This is a genomic window from Myxococcus sp. CA051A (assembly GCF_013336705.1).
GTDB lineage: Bacteria > Myxococcota > Myxococcia > Myxococcales > Myxococcaceae > Myxococcus > Myxococcus llanfairpwllgwyngyllgogerychwyrndrobwllllantysiliogogogochensis.
This window is the reverse complement of the sequence record NZ_JABUMS010000006.1, coordinates 494,563-512,409: the sequence shown is the minus strand read 5'-3', so window position 1 is coordinate 512,409 and position 17,847 is coordinate 494,563. Positions and strand designations below refer to the sequence as shown.

Annotated in this window: 17 protein-coding genes and 1 tRNA gene; 15 read left to right on the top strand and 3 right to left on the bottom strand. The window is 69.7% G+C overall.

Annotated features, from left to right (window positions below; all coding sequences use genetic code 11):
• Positions 1–177 precede the first annotated feature (177 nt).
• From HUA74_RS20395 to HUA74_RS20355, 9 genes are all read left to right on the top strand, one after another.
• Positions 178–2,679: an ATP-binding protein gene (locus HUA74_RS20395; protein ID WP_141648420.1), complete on the top strand. Its 2,502-nt coding sequence runs from the start codon at positions 178–180 to the stop codon at positions 2,677–2,679.
• A gap of 43 nt (positions 2,680–2,722) precedes the next feature.
• Positions 2,723–4,600: a tetratricopeptide repeat protein gene (locus HUA74_RS20390; protein WP_174455838.1), complete on the top strand. Its 1,878-nt coding sequence runs from the start codon at positions 2,723–2,725 to the stop codon at positions 4,598–4,600.
• Positions 4,601–4,612: 12 nt separating this feature from the next.
• On the top strand, positions 4,613–5,452 hold the full coding sequence (locus tag HUA74_RS20385) for an alpha/beta hydrolase (RefSeq protein WP_174455837.1): 840 nt from the start codon (positions 4,613–4,615) through the stop codon (positions 5,450–5,452).
• A gap of 55 nt (positions 5,453–5,507) precedes the next feature.
• A complete protein-coding gene (gene bacN / locus HUA74_RS20380) occupies positions 5,508–5,849 on the top strand; it encodes a bactofilin BacN (protein WP_141648417.1) in 342 nt (113 codons plus the stop codon).
• Between the two features lie 59 nt (positions 5,850–5,908).
• Positions 5,909–6,232 carry a polymer-forming cytoskeletal protein gene (locus HUA74_RS20375; RefSeq protein WP_002636698.1) on the top strand — a complete coding sequence of 108 codons (324 nt, stop codon included), beginning with the start codon at positions 5,909–5,911 and terminating at the stop codon, positions 6,230–6,232.
• 3 nt (positions 6,233–6,235) lie between these two features.
• A complete protein-coding gene (gene bacP, locus HUA74_RS20370; protein WP_174455836.1) occupies positions 6,236–6,928 on the top strand; it encodes a bactofilin BacP in 693 nt (230 codons plus the stop codon).
• A gap of 61 nt (positions 6,929–6,989) precedes the next feature.
• Positions 6,990–8,177, top strand: a complete 1,188-nt coding sequence (locus tag HUA74_RS20365) for a ParB/RepB/Spo0J family partition protein (protein ID WP_174455835.1) — start codon at positions 6,990–6,992, stop codon at positions 8,175–8,177.
• On the top strand, positions 8,177–8,743 hold the full coding sequence (gene pyrE, locus HUA74_RS20360; RefSeq protein WP_141648692.1) for an orotate phosphoribosyltransferase: 567 nt from the start codon (positions 8,177–8,179) through the stop codon (positions 8,741–8,743). Before HUA74_RS20365 ends, pyrE begins: the two co-directional genes overlap by 1 nt.
• Positions 8,740–9,369, top strand: coding sequence for a hypothetical protein (locus HUA74_RS20355; protein ID WP_174455834.1), 630 nt, complete (start codon positions 8,740–8,742; stop codon positions 9,367–9,369). The genes pyrE and HUA74_RS20355 overlap by 4 nt, the downstream gene beginning before the upstream one ends.
• 18 nt (positions 9,370–9,387) lie before the next feature.
• On the opposite strand, the gene HUA74_RS20350 is transcribed toward HUA74_RS20355, so the two are convergent.
• From HUA74_RS20350 to nadB, 3 genes are read right to left on the bottom strand one after another with little or no spacing between them, the layout of a single operon-like run.
• Entirely contained in the window at positions 9,388–9,981 is a 594-nt protein-coding gene (locus HUA74_RS20350; RefSeq protein ID WP_174455833.1) for a TIGR00730 family Rossman fold protein, read from the bottom strand.
• A 1-nt stretch (position 9,982) separates the two neighbouring features.
• A complete protein-coding gene (locus tag HUA74_RS20345; protein WP_174455832.1) occupies positions 9,983–10,708 on the bottom strand; it encodes a rhomboid family intramembrane serine protease in 726 nt (241 codons plus the stop codon).
• Between the two features lie 5 nt (positions 10,709–10,713).
• Positions 10,714–12,303: an L-aspartate oxidase gene (gene nadB / locus HUA74_RS20340; protein ID WP_174455831.1), complete on the bottom strand. Its 1,590-nt coding sequence runs from the start codon at positions 12,301–12,303 to the stop codon at positions 10,714–10,716.
• An 87-nt stretch (positions 12,304–12,390) separates the two neighbouring features.
• On the opposite strand from nadB, the gene HUA74_RS20335 reads away from it, so the two are divergent.
• From HUA74_RS20335 to HUA74_RS20310, 6 genes are all read left to right on the top strand, one after another.
• Positions 12,391–13,080 carry a lytic transglycosylase domain-containing protein gene (locus HUA74_RS20335; protein ID WP_174455830.1) on the top strand — a complete coding sequence of 230 codons (690 nt, stop codon included), beginning with the start codon at positions 12,391–12,393 and terminating at the stop codon, positions 13,078–13,080.
• Complete coding sequence (locus HUA74_RS20330) at positions 13,037–14,623, top strand: tetratricopeptide repeat protein (protein ID WP_174455829.1); 1,587 nt, start codon at positions 13,037–13,039, stop codon at positions 14,621–14,623. Before HUA74_RS20335 ends, HUA74_RS20330 begins: the two co-directional genes overlap by 44 nt.
• An 11-nt stretch (positions 14,624–14,634) precedes the next feature.
• The gene (gene pgsA / locus HUA74_RS20325; protein ID WP_141648698.1) at positions 14,635–15,324 is read left to right on the top strand and encodes a CDP-diacylglycerol--glycerol-3-phosphate 3-phosphatidyltransferase; all 690 of its coding nucleotides are present in this window, start codon (positions 14,635–14,637) and stop codon (positions 15,322–15,324) included.
• 89 nt (positions 15,325–15,413) lie between these two features.
• Positions 15,414–15,488 (top strand) — tRNA-Gly (locus tag HUA74_RS20320).
• Positions 15,489–15,746: 258 nt separating this feature from the next.
• Positions 15,747–16,529 (top strand): ABC transporter permease, encoded by a 783-nt coding sequence (locus HUA74_RS20315; protein WP_141648699.1) that lies wholly within the window; start codon positions 15,747–15,749, stop codon positions 16,527–16,529.
• Positions 16,530–16,538: 9 nt separating this feature from the next.
• Positions 16,539–17,831: an ABC transporter ATP-binding protein gene (locus HUA74_RS20310; RefSeq protein WP_141648700.1), complete on the top strand. Its 1,293-nt coding sequence runs from the start codon at positions 16,539–16,541 to the stop codon at positions 17,829–17,831.
• The last annotated feature ends 16 nt before the right edge of the window (positions 17,832–17,847 follow it).

The following is a 17,847-nucleotide window of genomic DNA, read 5'->3' as shown; positions in this document are numbered from 1 at the left end:
GTCTCCACTCACAGTTACCGCCGTCTCCGGATGTGCGCCGCTCTGGCCCACGGACGTGATCAGCGGCATGATCGGGATCCGAACCATGAACCCTTACGCACTCAACGGGTTTTTGCAGCCTCCCCATCGAGTCCTGGTCCGGGCCCGGTTGGCGAGAGGTTCACTGTGAGAGTCGAGATGCAGGCGGATCAGCGGGGACGCGTGCTGGTGGTGGCCGGGAAGGAGTCCGGCGACGCCTTGATGGAGCGGCTGACCGCGAGCGGCTACCACTGCGCGTCGGCCGAACGGGAGAGCGGCCTCGCGGAGGTGGCGGATTCGCTGCAGCCGGAGGTCGTCCTGCTGTCGGTGACGGCGAAGCGCGCGGCGGAGCTGCTGGAGTCCCTGCGTCGGGTGGAGCGCCTTCAGCGGTTGCCGGTGCTGGTGGACCTGGGGCGCAGCCGGTCCGCGGAGGCCTTCAAGCGCCTGGCCGTGGACGACTGGATTCGCGGCGCCGACGAGGTGGTGCCCCGCCTGGAGGCCGCGCTGCGGGCCGGCCGGTTGAGGGACCGCGAGGAGCGCGTCCGCCTGCGCATGGGGATGCTGCTGGAAATCACCCAGGCGGCCACCAGCTCGCTGGAGCTGGAGGAGATCCTCCGCATCGCGGTGGACAAGGTGGGGCGTGTCACCGGGACGGACCGGTGCTCGGTGGTGCTGGTGGAGGGCAGCCATGCCCGCACGGGCCGGGTGGTGGCCACGCAGGAAGACCCGAGCCTCGTGCAACTGGATATCGAAGTGGCGCGCTATCCGGAGCTGCGCCGCGCGCTGGAGACGCGAGAGCCGGTGCTCATCGAGGAGGCGCAGCGAGATCCGCTCATGGCGGAGGTGCGCACGTCCCTCGTCCCGCTGGGCGTGAAGTCCATCCTCGTGCAGCCGCTCATCTGTCAGGACGACCTCCTGGGCGCGCTGTTCCTGCGCGTCTCTCGCATGGACGCGTCCTTCGGTCGCGACGAGCAGGAGTTCACCCAGGCCGTGGCCGGTGTGCTGGCCAACTCCATCCGCAACGCGCGGCTGCACACCGCGGTGAAGAAGAAGCGCGAAGACCTGGAGATGGCCTACGTGGAGCGCTACCACGAGCTGCTCGAGGCCAACCGCCGGCTCAAGGAACTCAACCGCCTCAAGGATGAGATCATCGCGGTGGTGAGCCATGACCTGCGCGCCCCGCTCCAGGTGCTGCTGGGGCACGGCCGGCTGCTGCTCGAAGGTCCGCTGGAGTCCCAGCAGAAGCAGTCCGCCGAGGCGATGATTCGCCAGGGCAAGAAGATCCTCGGCCTCGTCGAATCGCTGCTGGAGAAGGGCAAGGGCGAGGCGGCGCGGCTGTCCATCGAGCCTCGCGTATTGGACGTGGCGCAGCTGTGCCGCGACGCCGTCAACGAGCTGGAGATTCTCGCCGCCGAGCGCGGCGTGTCGCTGCGGGCGGACTGCCCCGACAGCCTGATGCTCATCGGCGACGAGGTGAAGCTGCACGAGGTGCTGCAGAACCTCATCACCAACGCCATCCACCATGCGCGGGACGCGGGCGAAGTCGTCGTGTCCACCCGGCGCCTGGGACGTCCCGACGGTGACGCGGCGAAGGTGTGCGTGCAGGACGACGGCGTCGGCATTCCGCAGGACGAGCTGCACCTGGTGTTCGACCGCTACCGCCACGGTGGCAAGGGCACGGGGCTGGGGCTCGCCATCTGCAAGGAGTTCGTGGAGCTGCACGGCGGAGAAATCTGGGCGGAGAGCCCGCCGGAGCATGGCTGTCTGTTCGTCTTCACCCTGCCGCTCGCGCAGGAGGCGCCGCGCAATCCGCGTCCGCCCGTCGCGGCGACCAGCGTGCACGAGCAGCCGCGCGTCCTCGTGGTGGAGGACGAGCCGGAGATCGCCGCCGTGTTGTCGGAGGTGCTGCGCTCGAAGTACCGCGTGGAGGTGGCGAGAGATGGAGCGGAGGGCCTGGCCCGGGCGCGCGCGCAGCGGCCGGACCTGGTGGTGATGGACGTCTTCCTGCCCAAGCTGGACGGGCTGGATGCGGCCATGGCGCTGAAGTCGTCGTCCGACACGGCGCACATCCCCGTCATCCTGCTGTCCGCGCACCAGGGGGTCGCGGAGAAGGTCCGCGCGCTCAACCTGGGCGCGGTGGACTACATGAGCAAGCCGTTCAACGCGGTGGAGTTGCTCAACCGCACGGACCGCGCGCTCAAGCTGCGGCAGGGCGAGCGCGAGCAGCAGGAGCGCTCGGGGTCGCCGCTGCAGCGTCGCACCGGGAGCGACCCGACGACGGGGCTGCATGACCGGCGAGGCCTGCTGCTGCGACTGGAGCAGGAGCTGGCGCGCAGCCGTCGCTACCACCGGGCCCTGAGCCTGGCGGTGCTGCGGCCGGAACGTCCGGTGGAGCCCGTTCCCGGCAACATCGCGGACGTCATGCGCAAGCGGGTGCGTCACCCGGATGCCATCTCCCACCTGGGCGGGGGCGTCTTCGTCGTCGTCCTGCCCGAGTGCAACGCGGAGGCCGCTCGCACCGTCATCGGCCGGCTGATGCCGGATGTGGAGAAGGCGACGGACACCGAGTACCGCTCGGCGGTGGCGGACGTGAGCCAGGACAGCGACCCGGTGGAGAAGCTGCTGGAGAAGCTGGGGGCCCCACCTCCCGCGGAGGGCTGAGGCACCTGCACGGCGCTCGGGGCCGCGCTAGACTTCGTCTTGCGTGAGCCCCTCTCGCCTCCTCGCCGTCGTCCTGCTCGCCGCCCTGTGGGGGCCTGGTGCCCTCGCGGCGGCGCCCCCGTCCCGCCGCCCGCGCGTGGACCGGGAGGCGATGAAAGAGGCCATGGATGCGGCGGCCACGGACGAAGGGGCCTTCTCCTCGTCGGCCAGCTACTCCCACTACCTGCGCTCGCGGCTGCTGCACCATGCGGGGGACCACCGCGGCTCGGTGGACGCGCTGCGCCTGGCCCTCGCCACGGATGACGGACACCCGCTGCTGCTCACCCGCCTGGCGGAGGAGTACGCCCGGCTCGGAGACCTGGACAAGGCGGAGCGGGAGCTGCGCCGCGCCGTGGAGCGTGCTCCCGCGTACTACCCGGCCCACGTCCTGCTCGGGCGCGTGCTGCTGGAGTCGGGCCGCTTCACCCGCGCCCGCCTGCACCTGCGCCGGGCCATGTCGCTCAAGCCTCGCGAGCCCGAGGCCTACCTCGTCCTCGCGCAGCTCTACCTGGAGTCGGGCTCCCCCGCCGAGGCGGTGAAGGTGGTGGAGTCCCTCGCGCGAGCATTGCCGGGCGAGGCCTCTGGATACCGGCGCCTGGGGCTGGCCCTGGCCGAGCGCGGAGACACCCACCGGGCCGAGCGGCTGCTGACGGAGGCCGCCTCCAGGGACCCCGGTGACGTGGAGGTGCTGGGCACGCTGGCGAAGCTGTACGAGGAGACGGGGCGGCCCGCGCGCTCCGAGGAGACGCTGGCCCGGGCCCTGGAGCACGAGCCGGACAGCCAGGAGGTGCTGCTGGCCGCGGGCCGCTCGGCGCTGAAGGCGGGCTCCGTGGTGCGGGCCCGGGCGTACTTCGACCGGCTCCTGTCCCTCTCCGGAGAGCCGGAGACCGCGGTGCGGGTGGCCTTCAGCTACCTGGCCGAGCGTGAGCACACCGCCGCCGCGGAGGTGTTGGAGTCCGCCCGCGCGGCCAGTGGTGATGAGCCCCGGCTCGCCTATTACGCGGGGCTGGTGCACGAGCGGATGCGGCGCTTCGCCGACGCCGCGGAGGCCTTCGCGGGAGTGCCCGAGAGCGCGGATGTCTTCGCGGATGCCCGCGTGCGCCGTGCCCGGTGCCTGTCGCTCGCGGGGCAGCATCCCCGGGCCCTCGCGCTGCTGCGCGCCGCGCTTCAGCAAGCCCCGTCGGACCTGGAGATTCGCGCGCAGTACGCCCGCGCGCTGGAGCGGGGAGGGGCGCCCGCGCGAGCCGAGTCCGTGCTGAAGGAAGGGCTGGCACAGGGGCCTTCCGCCTCGCTCTACGACGCGCTCGCCGGAACGCTGCAGCGCCAGAACCGGGGCGCGGAGGCCCTGTCCCTTTTGCGCGAGGCCGTGGCGCGCGCACCGAAGGACCAGGCCCTGCTGTACGTGCAGGGCGCCGCATTCGAACGCCAGGGGGACGTGGCAGGCGCGCAGGCGCGCATGCGGGCCGTGCTGGAGGTGGAGCCGGACCATGCCGCGGCCCTCAACTTCCTGGGCTACCTGCTGGCGCAGACGGGCCGGGACCTGGACGAGGCGGAGCGGCTGGTGCTCCGCGCGCTGGAGCTGCGCCCAGACACCGGCGCCTTCCTGGATTCCCTGGGCTGGGTGTACTTCCGGCGGGGGGACTACCCTCGCGCCGTGGAGGCGCTGGAGCGCGCGTCGTCGCTGTCGCCCGACGAGCCGGTCATCCTCGAGCACCTGGGGGATGCCTACCAGCGCGCGGCTCGGAGCGCGGATGCGGCGGGTGCGTGGCGCCGGGCGCTGGAGGTGCTGTCGTTGGACCCCGAGTCCGCCGAGCCCCCGGGGCAGCGGGAGGCGCTGGAGCGCAAGCTCAAGGCGCTATCCATGGGTGCGGCGGGCCGCTAAGTTGCTGGGCCTATGGCTCGCCACGACGAGGGCTATTTCACTGGCCGGGATGGGACGCGGCTCTTCTGGAAGACGCATCTTCCCGACGCCGAACCGCGAGCGCATGTCGCGGTGGTGCACGGCTATGGCGACCACTTCGGCCGCTATCAGTACGTGACGGACGCGCTGCTGGCGGACGGCTTCGCGGTGCACGGCTTCGACTATCGGGGCCATGGCCGCGCGGAGGGCCGCCGCGCCTACAGCGAGAAGTGGCAGTACTTCGTGGACGACCTGGAGGTCTTCTGGGAGCGGGTGCGCGGCGCGGCCGGTGGCAAGAAGACGTTCGCGCTCGGCCACAGCCATGGCGGGCTGATGGCGGCGCACTGGGCCGGTGGCCGCAAGGTGGAGGGCCTGTCCGGGCTGGTCATGTCGGGCCCGTACTTCAAGCTGGCGTTGACCCCGCCCGCCATGAAGGTGATGGCGGCGCGCGCGGTGGGCTCGCTGGTGCCGTGGCTGGGCCTGGCCTCCGGACTGAAGATCGAAGCCCTCACCAAGGACCCGGAGGTGCAGCGCGCCACCCGGGAGGACCCGCTGTACCTGTCCATCGCCACGCCTCGCTGGTTCATCGAGTCCACGAAGGCCCAGGCGGAGGCGATGCTGTTGGCGCCGAAGATTCAAGTCCCGCTGTTCGTGCTCTGCGGAGCCGAGGACGGGGTGGCGGCGCCGGCGGCGGCGCGGGTGTTCTTCGAGACGGCGGGCTCGGCGGACAAGAAGTTCAAGGAGTACCCCGGCATGAGGCACGAGCCGCTCAACGAGGTGGGGCGCGCCGAGGTGTTCCGGGATATCTCCGGCTGGATCTCCGCGCATCTCTGACATAATCAAAGCGCTCGGCTCCTCGGAAGGAGCGGGCTCTGGGTGAGGTCACCGCATGGCAACGGGTGAAACGGGCATCATCGGTAAGGGCATCGTCATCAAGGGGAACCTCACGGGCGGTGGGGACCTTGTCATCGAGGGACGGGTGGAGGGGCAGATTGCCCTGAAGAACCACCTCACCATCGAGAGCACCGGCAAGGTGCAGGCGGACATCCGCGCCGAGGAGTTGACCATCAACGGCGAGGCGAGCGGCAACATCGACGCCTCGACTCGCGTGGCCATCAACGCTTCGGCCAAGGTGGCCGGCGACATCAAGGCGCCTCGCATCGTCATCGAGGATGGCGCCGTGTTCAACGGCTCCATCGAGATGGACGTCCGGCTGCCAGACGACATCTGAAGCTCACGCCGCGGCGCTGACGGCGCGGCACACACCTTTCTAGAGGGCGGACAACACTCATGGCGAATACGGTCATTGGTTCGAGCATCGTCATCGACGGAGAGATTTCCGGAGACGAGGACCTGGTCATCCAGGGCACCGTGAAGGGGAAGATCTCCCTCAAGGAGAGCCTCTACGTCGAGGGCAGTGGCGTCGTCGAGGCGGACATCGAAACGCAGAACGTGGAGATCGCCGGCCGGGTGACGGGCAACATCGTCGCCAGCGACAAGGTCGAGCTGAAGACGGACTGCCGTGTCGTGGGCGACATCAAGGCGCCCCGCATCCTCATCGCCGATGGTGCCTCCTTCAAGGGCAACGTCGACATGGACATGAAGGAGCGCTGATTCGTGGCCACCCCGAAGGAGTTGAGCGGTAACAACGACGTCAACAACACCGTGGTGGGGCCTTCCATCCTCATCAGCGGTCGGTTGACGGGCGATGAGGACCTCACCGTCCGGGGCCGCGTCGAGGGCGAGCTGACGCTCAGCCGAACCCTCATCGTGGAGCCGTCGGGCGTGGTGAAGGCCAACGTGGCGGTGCGCAACGCCATCGTCAGCGGCGTGGTGGTGGGCAACATCAACGCCACCGAGAGCGTGGAGCTGACCCGCGAAGGACGCATGGTGGGTGACATCCACGCACCGCGCGTCATCATCGTGGACGGCGCCAGCTTCCGCGGCCGCGTGGACATGGGTGACGTGGAGCCCGGCCGTCTGCCGTCGGAGCGCCCCGTGGTGGCGCGTCCCGCCGCTCCGGTGACGCGGCCCACCGCGACGCCTGCCCGCCCGAGCGCCCCTCCCGCGCGTCCGAGCGCGCCTCCCGCGCGCCCCATGCCCCCCGCGGCGACCGCGCGCCCCGCGCCGGCGCCCACCGCGCCCGCCCGTCCCGCGAGCAAGCCGCTGCCGCCGCCTCCGCCCCCCCGGGCCGAGACGCGTCCGGTAGCCCCGCCCGTGGAGCAGCCTGCTTCTGCCGAGCCGCCAACGCCCTTCGCGTTGGGTGCTGGCGCCAAGAAGAAGGTCGTGGTGAAGAAGAAGACCCGCTAGAGCTCGCTTCCCGCGCCGCCGGAGTCGGTGGCGCGGGAGTGGGTAGACCAGGGGTGCCACCATGGACGCCGAGCACAGGGTTGACGGAGAGGATGGGATGCCGGGTTCTCCGGAAGGTGGCTCGACGTCCACGCCCGAGGCTGTTTCGGCGCGGAGCGACGGTGGGTCCCAGGACTCCGCGCCGGGCGAGCCCGCGCCGCGGGAGCTGACGCGCGTCGAAGGTGGGGAAGGGGAGTCCGCCCCCGTCACCGCGACGGATGCGGGGGCTGTGTCCCCGGAAGGAGGCTCGGTGGAGTCTCAGGGTGTCGCCGCGGAAGGAGCACCCGTCTCGGGTGAACCGGAGCGGGCCATGGAGTCGTCGGTGGGTGTGTCGGAAGAGTCTCAGGTGAAGTCCACGTCGGAGTCGGGAGTGTCTGAAAGGGAGCGTCCGCCGGAGTCGCGGCTCGATGACGCGCCCAGGCAGGAGCCATCCGCCCCCGAGGGGACTGTCTCCTCCGAGGAGGCTCGGTCCGAGACGGAAGCTTCCGCCGGGGTGGAGTCAGGTGTCTCCGAGACAGCGGCTTCCGCGGGGCAGGAGTCGGGTGCCGCCGACGAGGAAGAGTTGGGACCCGAACTGCTGGCCGCGCCGGAGGAGCGTCTCGCCGGCCGAGTGGTGACGGTGCTGATGCCGCTGGAGCGGCTCGAGGACGAGTCGGCGTACCGGCTGCGTCCGGAGGGTGACGTGTCCGGGCTGGCCACGGACATCGCCCGGCTGGGGCAGTTGTTCCCGGTGGACGTGCGTCCCCGGGGCGGAGAGAGCTACCAGCTGGTGTGCGGCTTCCGGCGCGTTGCCGCGCTGCGCTTCCTCAAGCGGGACGCGGTGCAAGCGCGCGTGCACACGGACCTGTCGGACGAGGACGCGCTCCTCATGTCGCTGGCGGAGGCCATCCACGCCACGCCGGTGGGCCCCGAGGTGCTGGAGGCCAAGCGCGACCAGCTGGAAGCCCAGGGCCGGCTGAGCGCCGCCGTGGCCGACATGCTCGCCAAGGCGCTTGCCACCGATGACGAGCTGGCACCCGAGGGTGTGGAAGAAGAGGTCGACGCCGACGAGCTGGCGGCGGACGTGTCGCAGCGGTTGGGGACCATCAACCAGGAACTCTCGCTGCTGGCGGACGTGTTCACCTCGCTGGATGAGTCGCGCCGAGCGGAGCTGCTGATGCAACTGCGGTACTCCTCCGAGCTGGTGGCGTACCTGGAGGGGTTGAAGTGATGTCCGACTTGTTCGCCCGTGACAGGGCCCGGCTGCTGGAGCTGCTCACCGAGCGCTCCTTCGAGCGCCGTCGCGTGGTGCTCTCGTCCGGCAAGGAGTCGGACTTCTACATCGACTGCAAGCGCACCGCGCTCCTGGCCGAAGGGCACTTCCTCATCGGCCGGCTCTTCCTGGAGGCCATCCGCCGCGAGGCGCCCGAGGCGGTGGGCGCGGGCGGACTGACGCTGGGCGCGGATCCGCTCGCGTCCGCGGTGAGCCTCACCGGCTACCTGTCCGGCTATCCGCTGGCCGCGTTCATCGTCCGCAAGGAGCCCAAGGGCCACGGCACCGGCCAGTGGATTGAAGGCCTGAGCGGGCTGGGCGCGGGCGCGAAGGTGGCCATCGTCGAGGACGTGGTGACGACGGGTGGCTCCACGCTCAAGGCGATTGAGCGGGCCAAATCCGAGGGACTGACGGTGCTGGGGGCGTTCGCCCTGGTGGACCGACTGGAGGGGGGACGCGAAGCGGTGGAGGCCGCGGGCCACCGGCTCACCACGCTGTTCACCCGCAAGGACTTCATTCCGTGAAGAAGCTTCTCGCGACGGGAGCGCTGCTGGGCCTGTTGTCCGGCTGCTCCACCACGCCTCCCACCATCGGCGAGCAGGCCCCCACGCTGCACGACGAGAACGCGGAAGCGGCCTACCGGGCCCTGCTCGACAAGTACTCGGGCCAGCAGCAAATCTACGACGGCTTCGACACCCGCCTCTTCGCCGGGGTGACGCTCCAGTCGATGGCGTTCCGCGAGGCGCGGGTGAAGCGGCAGGCGGCCTTCCAGGTGCTGCCGCCTCCCAAGGTGGAGCAACTGCTCTCCGAGGAGCGCACCGAGGCAGGGCAGGTGCACGAGTTCTTCCTGGGCGTGCACGTCAACGACTACCGGTACCTCGACTTCGACTTCAAGAAGACCATCTGGCGCATGGCGCTGGTGACGCCCGCGGGCGAGGTGACGCCGGTGCGCATCCGCCGGCTGGGCCGCGCGGACCTGGAGATGCGCGCCTACTACCCGTACACCAGCGTCTTCTGGGTCGGCTACGAGGTGCAGTTCCCCACGGTGATGTCCACCGGGCAGCTCGTCATTCCCCCTGGTACGGAGCAGGTGATGTTCCGCCTCGCCTCGTCGCTGGGGCAGGCGGAGATGAAGGTGGCCGCGCAGTAGCACGCGGCCCCGTGTCGCTTAAGTCTGCTCGGGGCGCTTCAGCCACTTCTCCGTCACCGTGAGCGTGGGCCCGTCGAGCATCCGGTCCACCAGTTCCTGGGGTGACGCGCTCACCGCGAACGGCAGGGCCTGCTCCGGCGACGCGAAGCCCTCGTTGGCCAGGTGTCGTGCGAGCGTCACCAGGGGTTGGAAGAAGCCGAGCGTGTCGAGCAGGCCCATGGGCTTCTGGTGCAGGCCCAGCTGTGCCCAGGTGATGATTTCGAAGAGCTCGTCCAGCGTGCCGAAGCCGCCGGGCAGCGCGAGGAACGCGTCCGAGCGTGAGGCCAGCAGCGCCTTGCGCTCGTGCATGGAGTCCACGCGGATGAGCTCCGTGAGGCCCAGGTGGGCAATCTCCCGCGCGCCCATGAAGTGCGGCAGCACGCCCACCACCTTGCCTCCCGCGGCCAGGGTGGCGGCGGCCACGGTGCCCATGAGGCCCACGCTCGCCCCGCCGTAGACGAGCGTCATGCCGCGCCGTCCCAGCTCGGTGCCCAGGGCCGTCGCCGCCTCGGCGTACTCGGGCCGTGCGCCCGGCCGCGAGCCGCAGAAGACGCAGATGCTGCGCACGTCCATGTCAGAACGCTCCGTGCCGCTCGGGGTGGGCCGCGTAGAGGGCCACCAGCGCCGTGAGGAACAGGATGATGGGCAGCGCGAGCGCGTACACCTGCCGGCCCTGCCGCAGGGCCACGCCACAGGGCAGGCCGAAGAGGAACCCTCCCAGGTGCCCGGACCAGCTCACGAAGGGCAGCAGGCTGAGCACCGCCACCTGCACCAGCCAGATGCCCAGCTCCCGGCGTCCCTGTCGCGTGGCGATGGGCAGCATGGCGCCCGCCCACCCCAGAATCATCCCCGACGCACCCACCATGGGTGTGTCGAAGTTGAAGAGCAGCGAGAAGGTGGACGCACCCAGCGCGGTGACGAGGGACAGCCCGAGGAAGCGCAGGCTGCCGATGCCGCGCTCCAGCGTGAAGCCCAGCGTCACCACCACGGACATGTTGAACACGAGGTGGAGGATGCCGCCGTGCTCGAGTGCCGCTCCGAGCAGTCGCCAGTACTGCCCGGCCTGCACCGCGGGGCCATACAGGGCGCCCAGCGGAAGCTCCCGGGAGTTGAACGACGGGAGCTGACCGGCTTCCTCCAGGCCGAACACCACGACGCAGATGCCGATGATGGCGTAGCAGACCCACGGCTTGGGCTGAGGCGCCTGGGGCGGCGGCGGGGTGCCGAACGGATGGCCTCCTCCCCGCTGCTCAGGGCTGGAGCCCGGTGCGTCGAGGATGTGTCGCGGTCCGGAGGACATGTCGCTCACAGCTCCCGGGAAAGGGTGGTGTCACGCAGCCAGTGGTGGTCGTCGGGGTGCGGGTAGTCGAGCGTGAAGTGCAGGCCGCGGCTCTCCTTGCGGCGGCTGGCGCAGTCGACGATGAGCAGCGCGACGTCGGCGATGTTGCGCAGCTCGATGACGTCGCGAGTCACCTTGAAGCGCCAGTAGTAGTCGCGAATCTCCTCGCGCAGCAGCTCCAGCCGGCGCCGCGCGCGCATCAGCCGCTTGTCCGTGCGGACGATGCCCACGTAGTTCCACATGAGCCGGCGAATCTCGTCCCAGTTGTGGCTGACGACGACGCTCTCGTCGGACTCCACCGCGCTGCCCGCGTCCCACGCTGGTGGGTCCTCGCCCGGCGTGGACAGGGAGGCCAGCTCCTCCTGGGCGACCTTGACGGCGCGCTGGCCGAACACCAGGCCCTCCAGCAGTGAGTTGGAGGCGAGCCGGTTGGCGCCGTGCAGGCCCGTGCAGGACACCTCGCCGATGGCGTACAGGCCGGGCACCGAGGTGCGCCCGTGCAGGTCCGTCACCACGCCGCCGCACTGGTAGTGGGCCGCGGGGACGACGGGGATGGGCTGCACCGCCATGTCGATGTTGAACGCCTTGCAGGTGGCGTAGATGTTGGGGAAGCGTTCGGTGAGGAAGGCCCGGCCCATGTGCGTCATGTCCAGGTACACGCACTCGTCGCCGGTGCGCTTCATCTCCGCGTCGATGGCGCGCGCCACCACGTCGCGCGGGGCGAGCGCGCCCAGCGGGTGATAGCGCTCCATGAAGGTCTGCCCGCCCTTGAGCTTGAGCTTGCCGCCCTCGCCGCGCAGTGCCTCGCTGATAAGGAAGCTCTTGGCCTCCGGGTGATAGAGGCAGGTGGGGTGGAACTGGTAGAACTCCATGTTCGCCACCTGCGCGCCCGCCCGGTACGCCATGGCCACGCCGTCACCCGTCGCCACATCCGGGTTGGACGTGTACAGGTACACCTTGCCCGCGCCGCCCGTCGCCAGCACCGTCACCTTCGCCAGGAAGCGCTCGATGCTTCCGTTCTCCTGCAGCGCATACGCCCCCACGCACCGGCTTGTCCCCGGCCTGGGCTGACGCCGGTCCAGGATGAGGTCGATGGCGGCGGTGTTGGCGAAGAAGGTGATGTTGGGGGTCGCGTCACACTCGGCCAGCAGGGCGCGCTGCACCTCGCGTCCGGTGATGTCGCCCGAGTGGATGATGCGGCGCGCGGAGTGGCCTCCCTCGCGCGTCAGGTCGAACTCGCCGGAGGTCTGCCGGTTGAACTCCGCGCCGAGCGTCACCAGCCCCTGTACGCGCTCGGGCCCCTCTCGCACCGTCACCTCCACCGCGTCCCGGTGGCACAGGCCCGCGCCGGCCACGAGGGTGTCCTCGATGTGGGCGTCGAAGCTGTCAGTGGGGGCGAGCACACTGGCGATGCCCCCCTGGGCATAAGCGGTGTTGCTCTCCGTTCGCTCGCGCTTGGTCAGCACGGCCACCGTGCCGTGCCTGGCCGCCTGGAGGGCGAATGAGAGGCCCGCAACGCCGCCTCCCAGGACGAGAAAATCGAACCGATGGGGCATGGCCGACAGCCTTAACGACTGTAAGTGCCGGAAACAAGGCGTTTTCTTGAGGACTTTCCTGCGTGTGTCTAAGGTTCGGGGGCCGATATGCGTGCCATTCCCGCGCTCAGCCTCTTCGCCGTGCTGGCCTTCCCGTCGTGGGCGGGAGCGTCCGAGTCCATCTACCGTTACGTGGAGAAGGACGGGACCATCGTCTACACGAACGTCCCGCCCTCCGGCTCCAAGGCGGCGAAGAAGATGAAGGGCTCGTTTGCCCAGGCGCCCGCGAAGAACTCGCCGGCGGTGGGACGCAAGAACACGCCGCCGGACCTGGACCCGCACATCGCCGCGGCGGCGCTGCGCTACCGCATCCCCACCGCGCTCGTTCGCGCCATCATGCACGCGGAGAGCAACTTCAATAAGAATGCCCTCAGCCACAAGGGCGCCAGCGGACTGATGCAGCTGATGCCGGCGACGGCGTCGGACATGTACGTGAAGGACATCTTCGACGAGCGCGACAACATCGAGGGCGGCGTGCGCTACCTTCGCGTGCTCGCCAACATGTTCGACGGCGACATGGTGAAGATGATTGCCGCCTACAACGCGGGGCCAGACGCGGTGAAGCGCTACGGTGGCAAGGTGCCCCCCTACGAGGAGACGCAGGGGTACGTCCGCAAGGTGCTCCAGCTCTACTACCACTACAAGGAGCGCGAGCGGCCCGCCGAGAGCGGTCCCCGCGAGCCCACATCCCAGAATGACGACGCGCGTGAAGGGGCGGGCGGAGACGAGCCCCGCTGACGACGAGTTCCTCCAGCAGCTCCAGCGCGGTGGCGAGCTGCTGGCCGCCAACAAGGTCATCGAGGCGAAGGAGTTCCTGGAGCGAGCCCACCAGCTCCAACCCCGCAACGAGAAGGCACAGAACCTCCTGGGGCTCTGCTACTTCAAGCTCGGCCTGTTCGACAGGGCGGCCGAGCTCTACGAGATGCTGGTGCGCGACAACCCGGTGGACCCGACGCTGCGGGTCAACCTGGGCCTGGTGTATCTCAAGACGAACGCGCTCCAGCGCGCCGTGCGTGAGTTCGAGACGGCCACGGACCTGTCGCCCGAGCACCAGAAGGCCCAGAACTACCTGGGCCTCGCCCTGGCGCAGATGGGCGAGTACGGCCGCGCGCGTGAGCACTTCCTGCTCGCGGGCAGCGACCAGATGGCGGACAAGATGTCGCGCGCCATCGCCGGGGAGAACTACTCCCGGCCCACGCCCGCGCCCGTGTCGCCCCCCGCGCGTCCGGAGCTGCCCCCGCCGGTCCCCGTGCCTCCACCCGCTCGCGAGGTGGCTCCGCCGCCTCCCGCGGTGGACGCCGCGCCGAGGGATGAGGAGATCCGCTTCGCGGAGGACGAGGGCCCGAGCGCGCTGAGCGACAGCGACGGCGAGGGCGGTCCGGTGCTCACGGCCGCGCCCGAGGAGACGGTGGACCTGGAGGAGGAGACTCCCGCCGCCACCGCTCCGACTCCGAACGGCGACGAGGCGCCCCGGGATGTGGCCACCGTGCCGACGCCGGTGCCCCTCACGAAGCTGCAGCTCACCAAGGTCGCCGCGCGCGGCGCGGATGCCGCTCTGACGGAGAAGGCCGCCGCCGCGCCTCGGCGGGGCGTGTCCGGCGCGAGCGCCCCGGGGGCGACGGGGACCCTGGTGTCCACGGCGCCACTGCTGTCGGAGCTGGCGCCCTCGCTGTCCCTGGATGACGAGCGGGGAGGGCGTCCCTTCGTGTTGGGCGAGGGGCGCTTCAGCGTGGCGGTGGACGGGGAGCTGTTGACCCGGTTGGATGGCGTGGTGGCGCTGCGGGGGCAGTTGGCGTTCCAGCCGGAGATGAAGCGCTTCCGGGGACGGGCAACGGACAAGCCCTTTGGCGAAGGGCCGTCGCGGATGGTCCGGGCGAAGGGGCACGGGGTGCTCCACCTGGAGCCCGCCGAGCGCCGCACCTTCCTCGTGGTGGACCTGGGCGAGGACTCGGCCTACTTCCGGGACGAGAACGTCTTCGCCTTCGAGGAGCCGGTGATGTTCGAGAATGGCCGGGTGCCGTCGGACATCGCCCCGGACCTGGACCTGGTCCACCTGCGCGGGCAGGGACAGGTGCTGCTCAGCCTGCCGGGGCCGCTGCGCTCGGTGCAGGTGCGCCCGGATGCGCCGGTGACGGTGCCCCTGACGCACCTGGTGGGCTGGCAGGGCAACCTGACGCCCCGGGTCGTGCCCCTGCTCAAGTCCCCCGCCGGCGAGTCGCTGCGCACCGCGGTGGAGCTGGGGGGCGAAGGTTTTGCCCTCATCGCCCTCGGGGTTCGCTAGAAGAGCGCGCCATGGCCACGGACCGAGCGACCCGGAAGCAGCGCAAGCGGGAGGAGCGGGCGCGCCGGCGCGCGGAGCGCAAGCCCAGCGTGCTGGTGCAGGAGTTCTGGAACCTCCCCAACATGCTCACGTTGGGACGCATCCTCCTCATCCCTCCGTTCGTCTGGTTCCTCTACGACGCGGACCCGCTCAACTCCCTCTTCGCGGGCCTGGTCTTCGCCGTCGCCTCCATCACCGACGTGGTGGACGGCTACCTGGCGCGCAAGTGGAACCTCATCACCGTCGTCGGCAAGTTCATGGACCCGCTGGCCGACAAGCTCATCGCCATGGCCGCGCTGGTGATGATGGTGCGGCTGGGGCGCATCGCCGCGTGGGTCGTCATCGTCCTGCTCGCGCGCGAGCTCATCGTCAGCGGTCTGCGCACCATCGCCGCGAGCGAGGGCATGGTCATCGCCGCCGGCCAGGAGGGGAAGTGGAAGACGTCCCTCCAGCTCGTGGGCATCATTTCACTCTGCGTTCACTACGTGCACCCGCTGACGCTCGGCTCGTTCAGCACGCCGGTGGACTACAACCTCGTGGGCAAGGTGCTCGTCTACTTGTCTGGCGCGTTCTCGGTCTGGAGCGCCGTCGTCTACTTCCGCGCGTTCCTCGCCATGCTTGCGAAGCGAGGGGATGAAACGTCGGCTGCGAAAAGTGTTTGACGTGTTCGGAGGGCCTCTGTATACCCCACCTCACTTCGGACGCGGCGCCGACGCGGGGCGCGGACGAGAGGGAAGTCGCAGTACCTGATGCGGGAATAGCTCAGCGGTAGAGCATCGCCTTGCCAAGGCGAGGGTCGAGGGTTCAAATCCCTTTTCCCGCTCCAATACGAAGGCCCCCTGGGAAACCAGGGGGCCTTTTTGTTTTGGCTCAATCACACGCATGACTGTCTTGTCCTCGGCGACCCCGCATGGCGGCGCGTCTGGGACAACGCTTCCTTGCCCTGGGGGATGGGAGTGCTGGCGCGCGTGGTGGGCCTGCCCGAGCGGTGGGCGGACGGCCCTGTTGCGTCATGGTGGTGATGCGTGCGGGGCCATCTGCCGGCCTCGCTCCCACCCGGGCCCTGCTATAGAAGGGCCCCCTCATGATTCGCCTCGTCCGAGAACTGTACCAATACCGGGGCCTGCTGCTCAGCCTCGTCCAGCGGGAGCTCAAGGCGCGTTATCGCGGCTCGTTTCTGGGCTTCCTCTGGACGTTCCTGAATCCCACGCTGCACATGCTGGTGTACGCGCTGCTGTTCACCGTGGTGATGCGGGCGAGCACCCCGAACTACTCGTACTTCATGTTCGTGGGGCTCCTGCCGTGGATCTGGTTCTCCTCGTCGCTGGGCGCGGGGGCGAGCGCCATCAGTGACCGGCGCGACCTGATGACGAAGGTGCGCTTCCCGGCGCAGGTGCTGCCCACGACGGTGGTGCTGACGAACCTCAGCAACTACCTGCTGTCGCTGCCACTGATGGTGGGGCTGGGCTTGTTCCACGGCCAGGTCCCCACCTGGCACGTCATCGCCTTCCCGGTGGTGGTCCTCATCCAGCTCATCTTCACGCTGGCGATGACGTACATCCTGGCCGCCATCAACGTCACGTTCCGGGATTTGCAGCACATCGTCGGCAACATCCTGACGATGTGGTTCTTCACCACGCCGGTGCTCTACCAGGCCTCCACCATCCTCGACGAGAGGGTCCGCACGGCGGTGCTGGTGGTGAACCCGATGTCCAGCCTGATGCTCTCCTACCAGGCCATCTTCTACGAGCACCGGTTGCCGGACCCCCTGCCCCTGGCGGCACTGGCCCTCTTCTCGCTGGCGCTGCTCTGGGGCGCCTCGATCCTCTTCGAATCCCGCCGCGAGGAGTTCGCGGAGTCCATCTGAGCCGTCGCCATGCAGGAACCCCTCGACGCCATTGTCTTGCGCGATGTCGTGAAGAGCTTCCGGAAGAGGACCATCCGGGGCGAGTACACGACCTTCAAGTCCGAGCTGCTGCGCTGGTTGCGCGGCCAGCGCCAGCCCCGAGAGGGTGGTCTCATCACCGCCCTGCGCGGCATCAACCTGAGCATCCCTCGCGGCAAGACGGTCGCCATCATCGGCCGTAACGGCTCCGGCAAGAGCACCCTGCTCAAGCTCATCACCGGCATCTACACGCCGACCTCCGGGGTCATGGAGATCAACGGCCGCATCTCCGCGCTGCTGGACCTGGGCGCGGGGTTCCACCCGGACTTCTCCGGCCGGGAGAACATCCTCATCAACGGCATCATCCTCGGCATGTCGCGCGCGGAAGTGCGCGAGCGGATGGATGACATCATCGCCTTCAGCGAGCTGGGTGAGTTCATCGACGAGCCGGTGCGGACGTACTCCAGCGGCATGTACATGCGGCTGGCGTTCGCGGTGGCCACGCACGTGGACCCGGACATCCTCATCGTCGACGAGATTCTCGCCGTGGGCGACGAGCACTTCAGCAAGAAGAGCATGGCGAAGATGACGGAGTTCAAGAAGCGCGGGAAGACCATCGTCCTGGTCACCCACGACTTGAGCACCGTGGAGCGCTGGTGTGACGAGGCCGCGTGGATTGACGGTGGCTACATCCGCCGCGTGGGTCGTCCCTCGGAGGTCGTCGCCGAGTACAAGCAGGCCATCGCCCTGGCCGAGGCCCAGTCGGTGGTCTTCACGCCCCCGGCGCTGACCGAGGGCGGCGGCGCGCTGCCCCAGGTGAACGTGCCCGGCGCGGACGCGCCCGTGCGCCTGTCCGGCCTGCGGTTGTTGAGCCCCTCGGGGGAGGTGGCCCCGCAGCTGTCGCCCGAGGCCGCCGTGGAGGTCTGCGTGGACTTCACGACGCAGGGTTCGTACGAGGACCTGGTGTTCGAGGTGGCGCTCCAGACGCTGGAGGGGCGCCCGCTCTACGAGACGAGCACCCGGGTGGAGTCGGTGTCGTTGCCCAAGGAACTGCCAGCCTCGGGGCGGGTGCGCTTCGTGCTGGAGCGCCTGGGGCTCCTGGCGGGGACCTACGTGTGCGAGGTGACGGCGCGCACGGCCGGGGGCGTGTCCCGGGAGACCTGCACCTTCGTGGTGAACTCCTCCGTGGCGGAGCGCGGGGTGTTCCGCCCCGTGCATCACTGGGTGGTGGAGTCCGTCCCGGTGTCAGTGGTACCCGCGCTCGCGGGCGTGGGTCATCCCTGAGTGGGGCGGGTGGGCT

What these genes read in the sequence shown, in the direction of transcription:
- HUA74_RS20375 (WP_002636698.1), top strand. Translation starts at nt 5,909, where the DNA reads ATGGCGAATACGGTCATTGGTTCGAGCATCGTCATCGACGGAGAGATT.
- nadB (WP_174455831.1), bottom strand. Translation starts at nt 12,303, where the DNA reads ATGCCCCATCGGTTCGATTTTCTCGTCCTGGGAGGCGGCGTTGCGGGC.
- HUA74_RS20395 (WP_141648420.1), top strand. Translation starts at nt 178, where the DNA reads ATGCAGGCGGATCAGCGGGGACGCGTGCTGGTGGTGGCCGGGAAGGAG.
- HUA74_RS20335 (WP_174455830.1), top strand. Translation starts at nt 12,391, where the DNA reads ATGCGTGCCATTCCCGCGCTCAGCCTCTTCGCCGTGCTGGCCTTCCCG.
- HUA74_RS20350 (WP_174455833.1), bottom strand. Translation starts at nt 9,981, where the DNA reads ATGGACGTGCGCAGCATCTGCGTCTTCTGCGGCTCGCGGCCGGGCGCA.
- HUA74_RS20310 (WP_141648700.1), top strand. Translation starts at nt 16,539, where the DNA reads ATGCAGGAACCCCTCGACGCCATTGTCTTGCGCGATGTCGTGAAGAGC.
- bacN (WP_141648417.1), top strand. Translation starts at nt 5,508, where the DNA reads ATGGCAACGGGTGAAACGGGCATCATCGGTAAGGGCATCGTCATCAAG.
- HUA74_RS20365 (WP_174455835.1), top strand. Translation starts at nt 6,990, where the DNA reads ATGGACGCCGAGCACAGGGTTGACGGAGAGGATGGGATGCCGGGTTCT.
- pgsA (WP_141648698.1), top strand. Translation starts at nt 14,635, where the DNA reads ATGGCCACGGACCGAGCGACCCGGAAGCAGCGCAAGCGGGAGGAGCGG.
- HUA74_RS20345 (WP_174455832.1), bottom strand. Translation starts at nt 10,708, where the DNA reads ATGTCCTCCGGACCGCGACACATCCTCGACGCACCGGGCTCCAGCCCT.
- HUA74_RS20315 (WP_141648699.1), top strand. Translation starts at nt 15,747, where the DNA reads ATGATTCGCCTCGTCCGAGAACTGTACCAATACCGGGGCCTGCTGCTC.
- HUA74_RS20330 (WP_174455829.1), top strand. Translation starts at nt 13,037, where the DNA reads ATGACGACGCGCGTGAAGGGGCGGGCGGAGACGAGCCCCGCTGACGAC.
- HUA74_RS20385 (WP_174455837.1), top strand. Translation starts at nt 4,613, where the DNA reads ATGGCTCGCCACGACGAGGGCTATTTCACTGGCCGGGATGGGACGCGG.
- pyrE (WP_141648692.1), top strand. Translation starts at nt 8,177, where the DNA reads ATGTCCGACTTGTTCGCCCGTGACAGGGCCCGGCTGCTGGAGCTGCTC.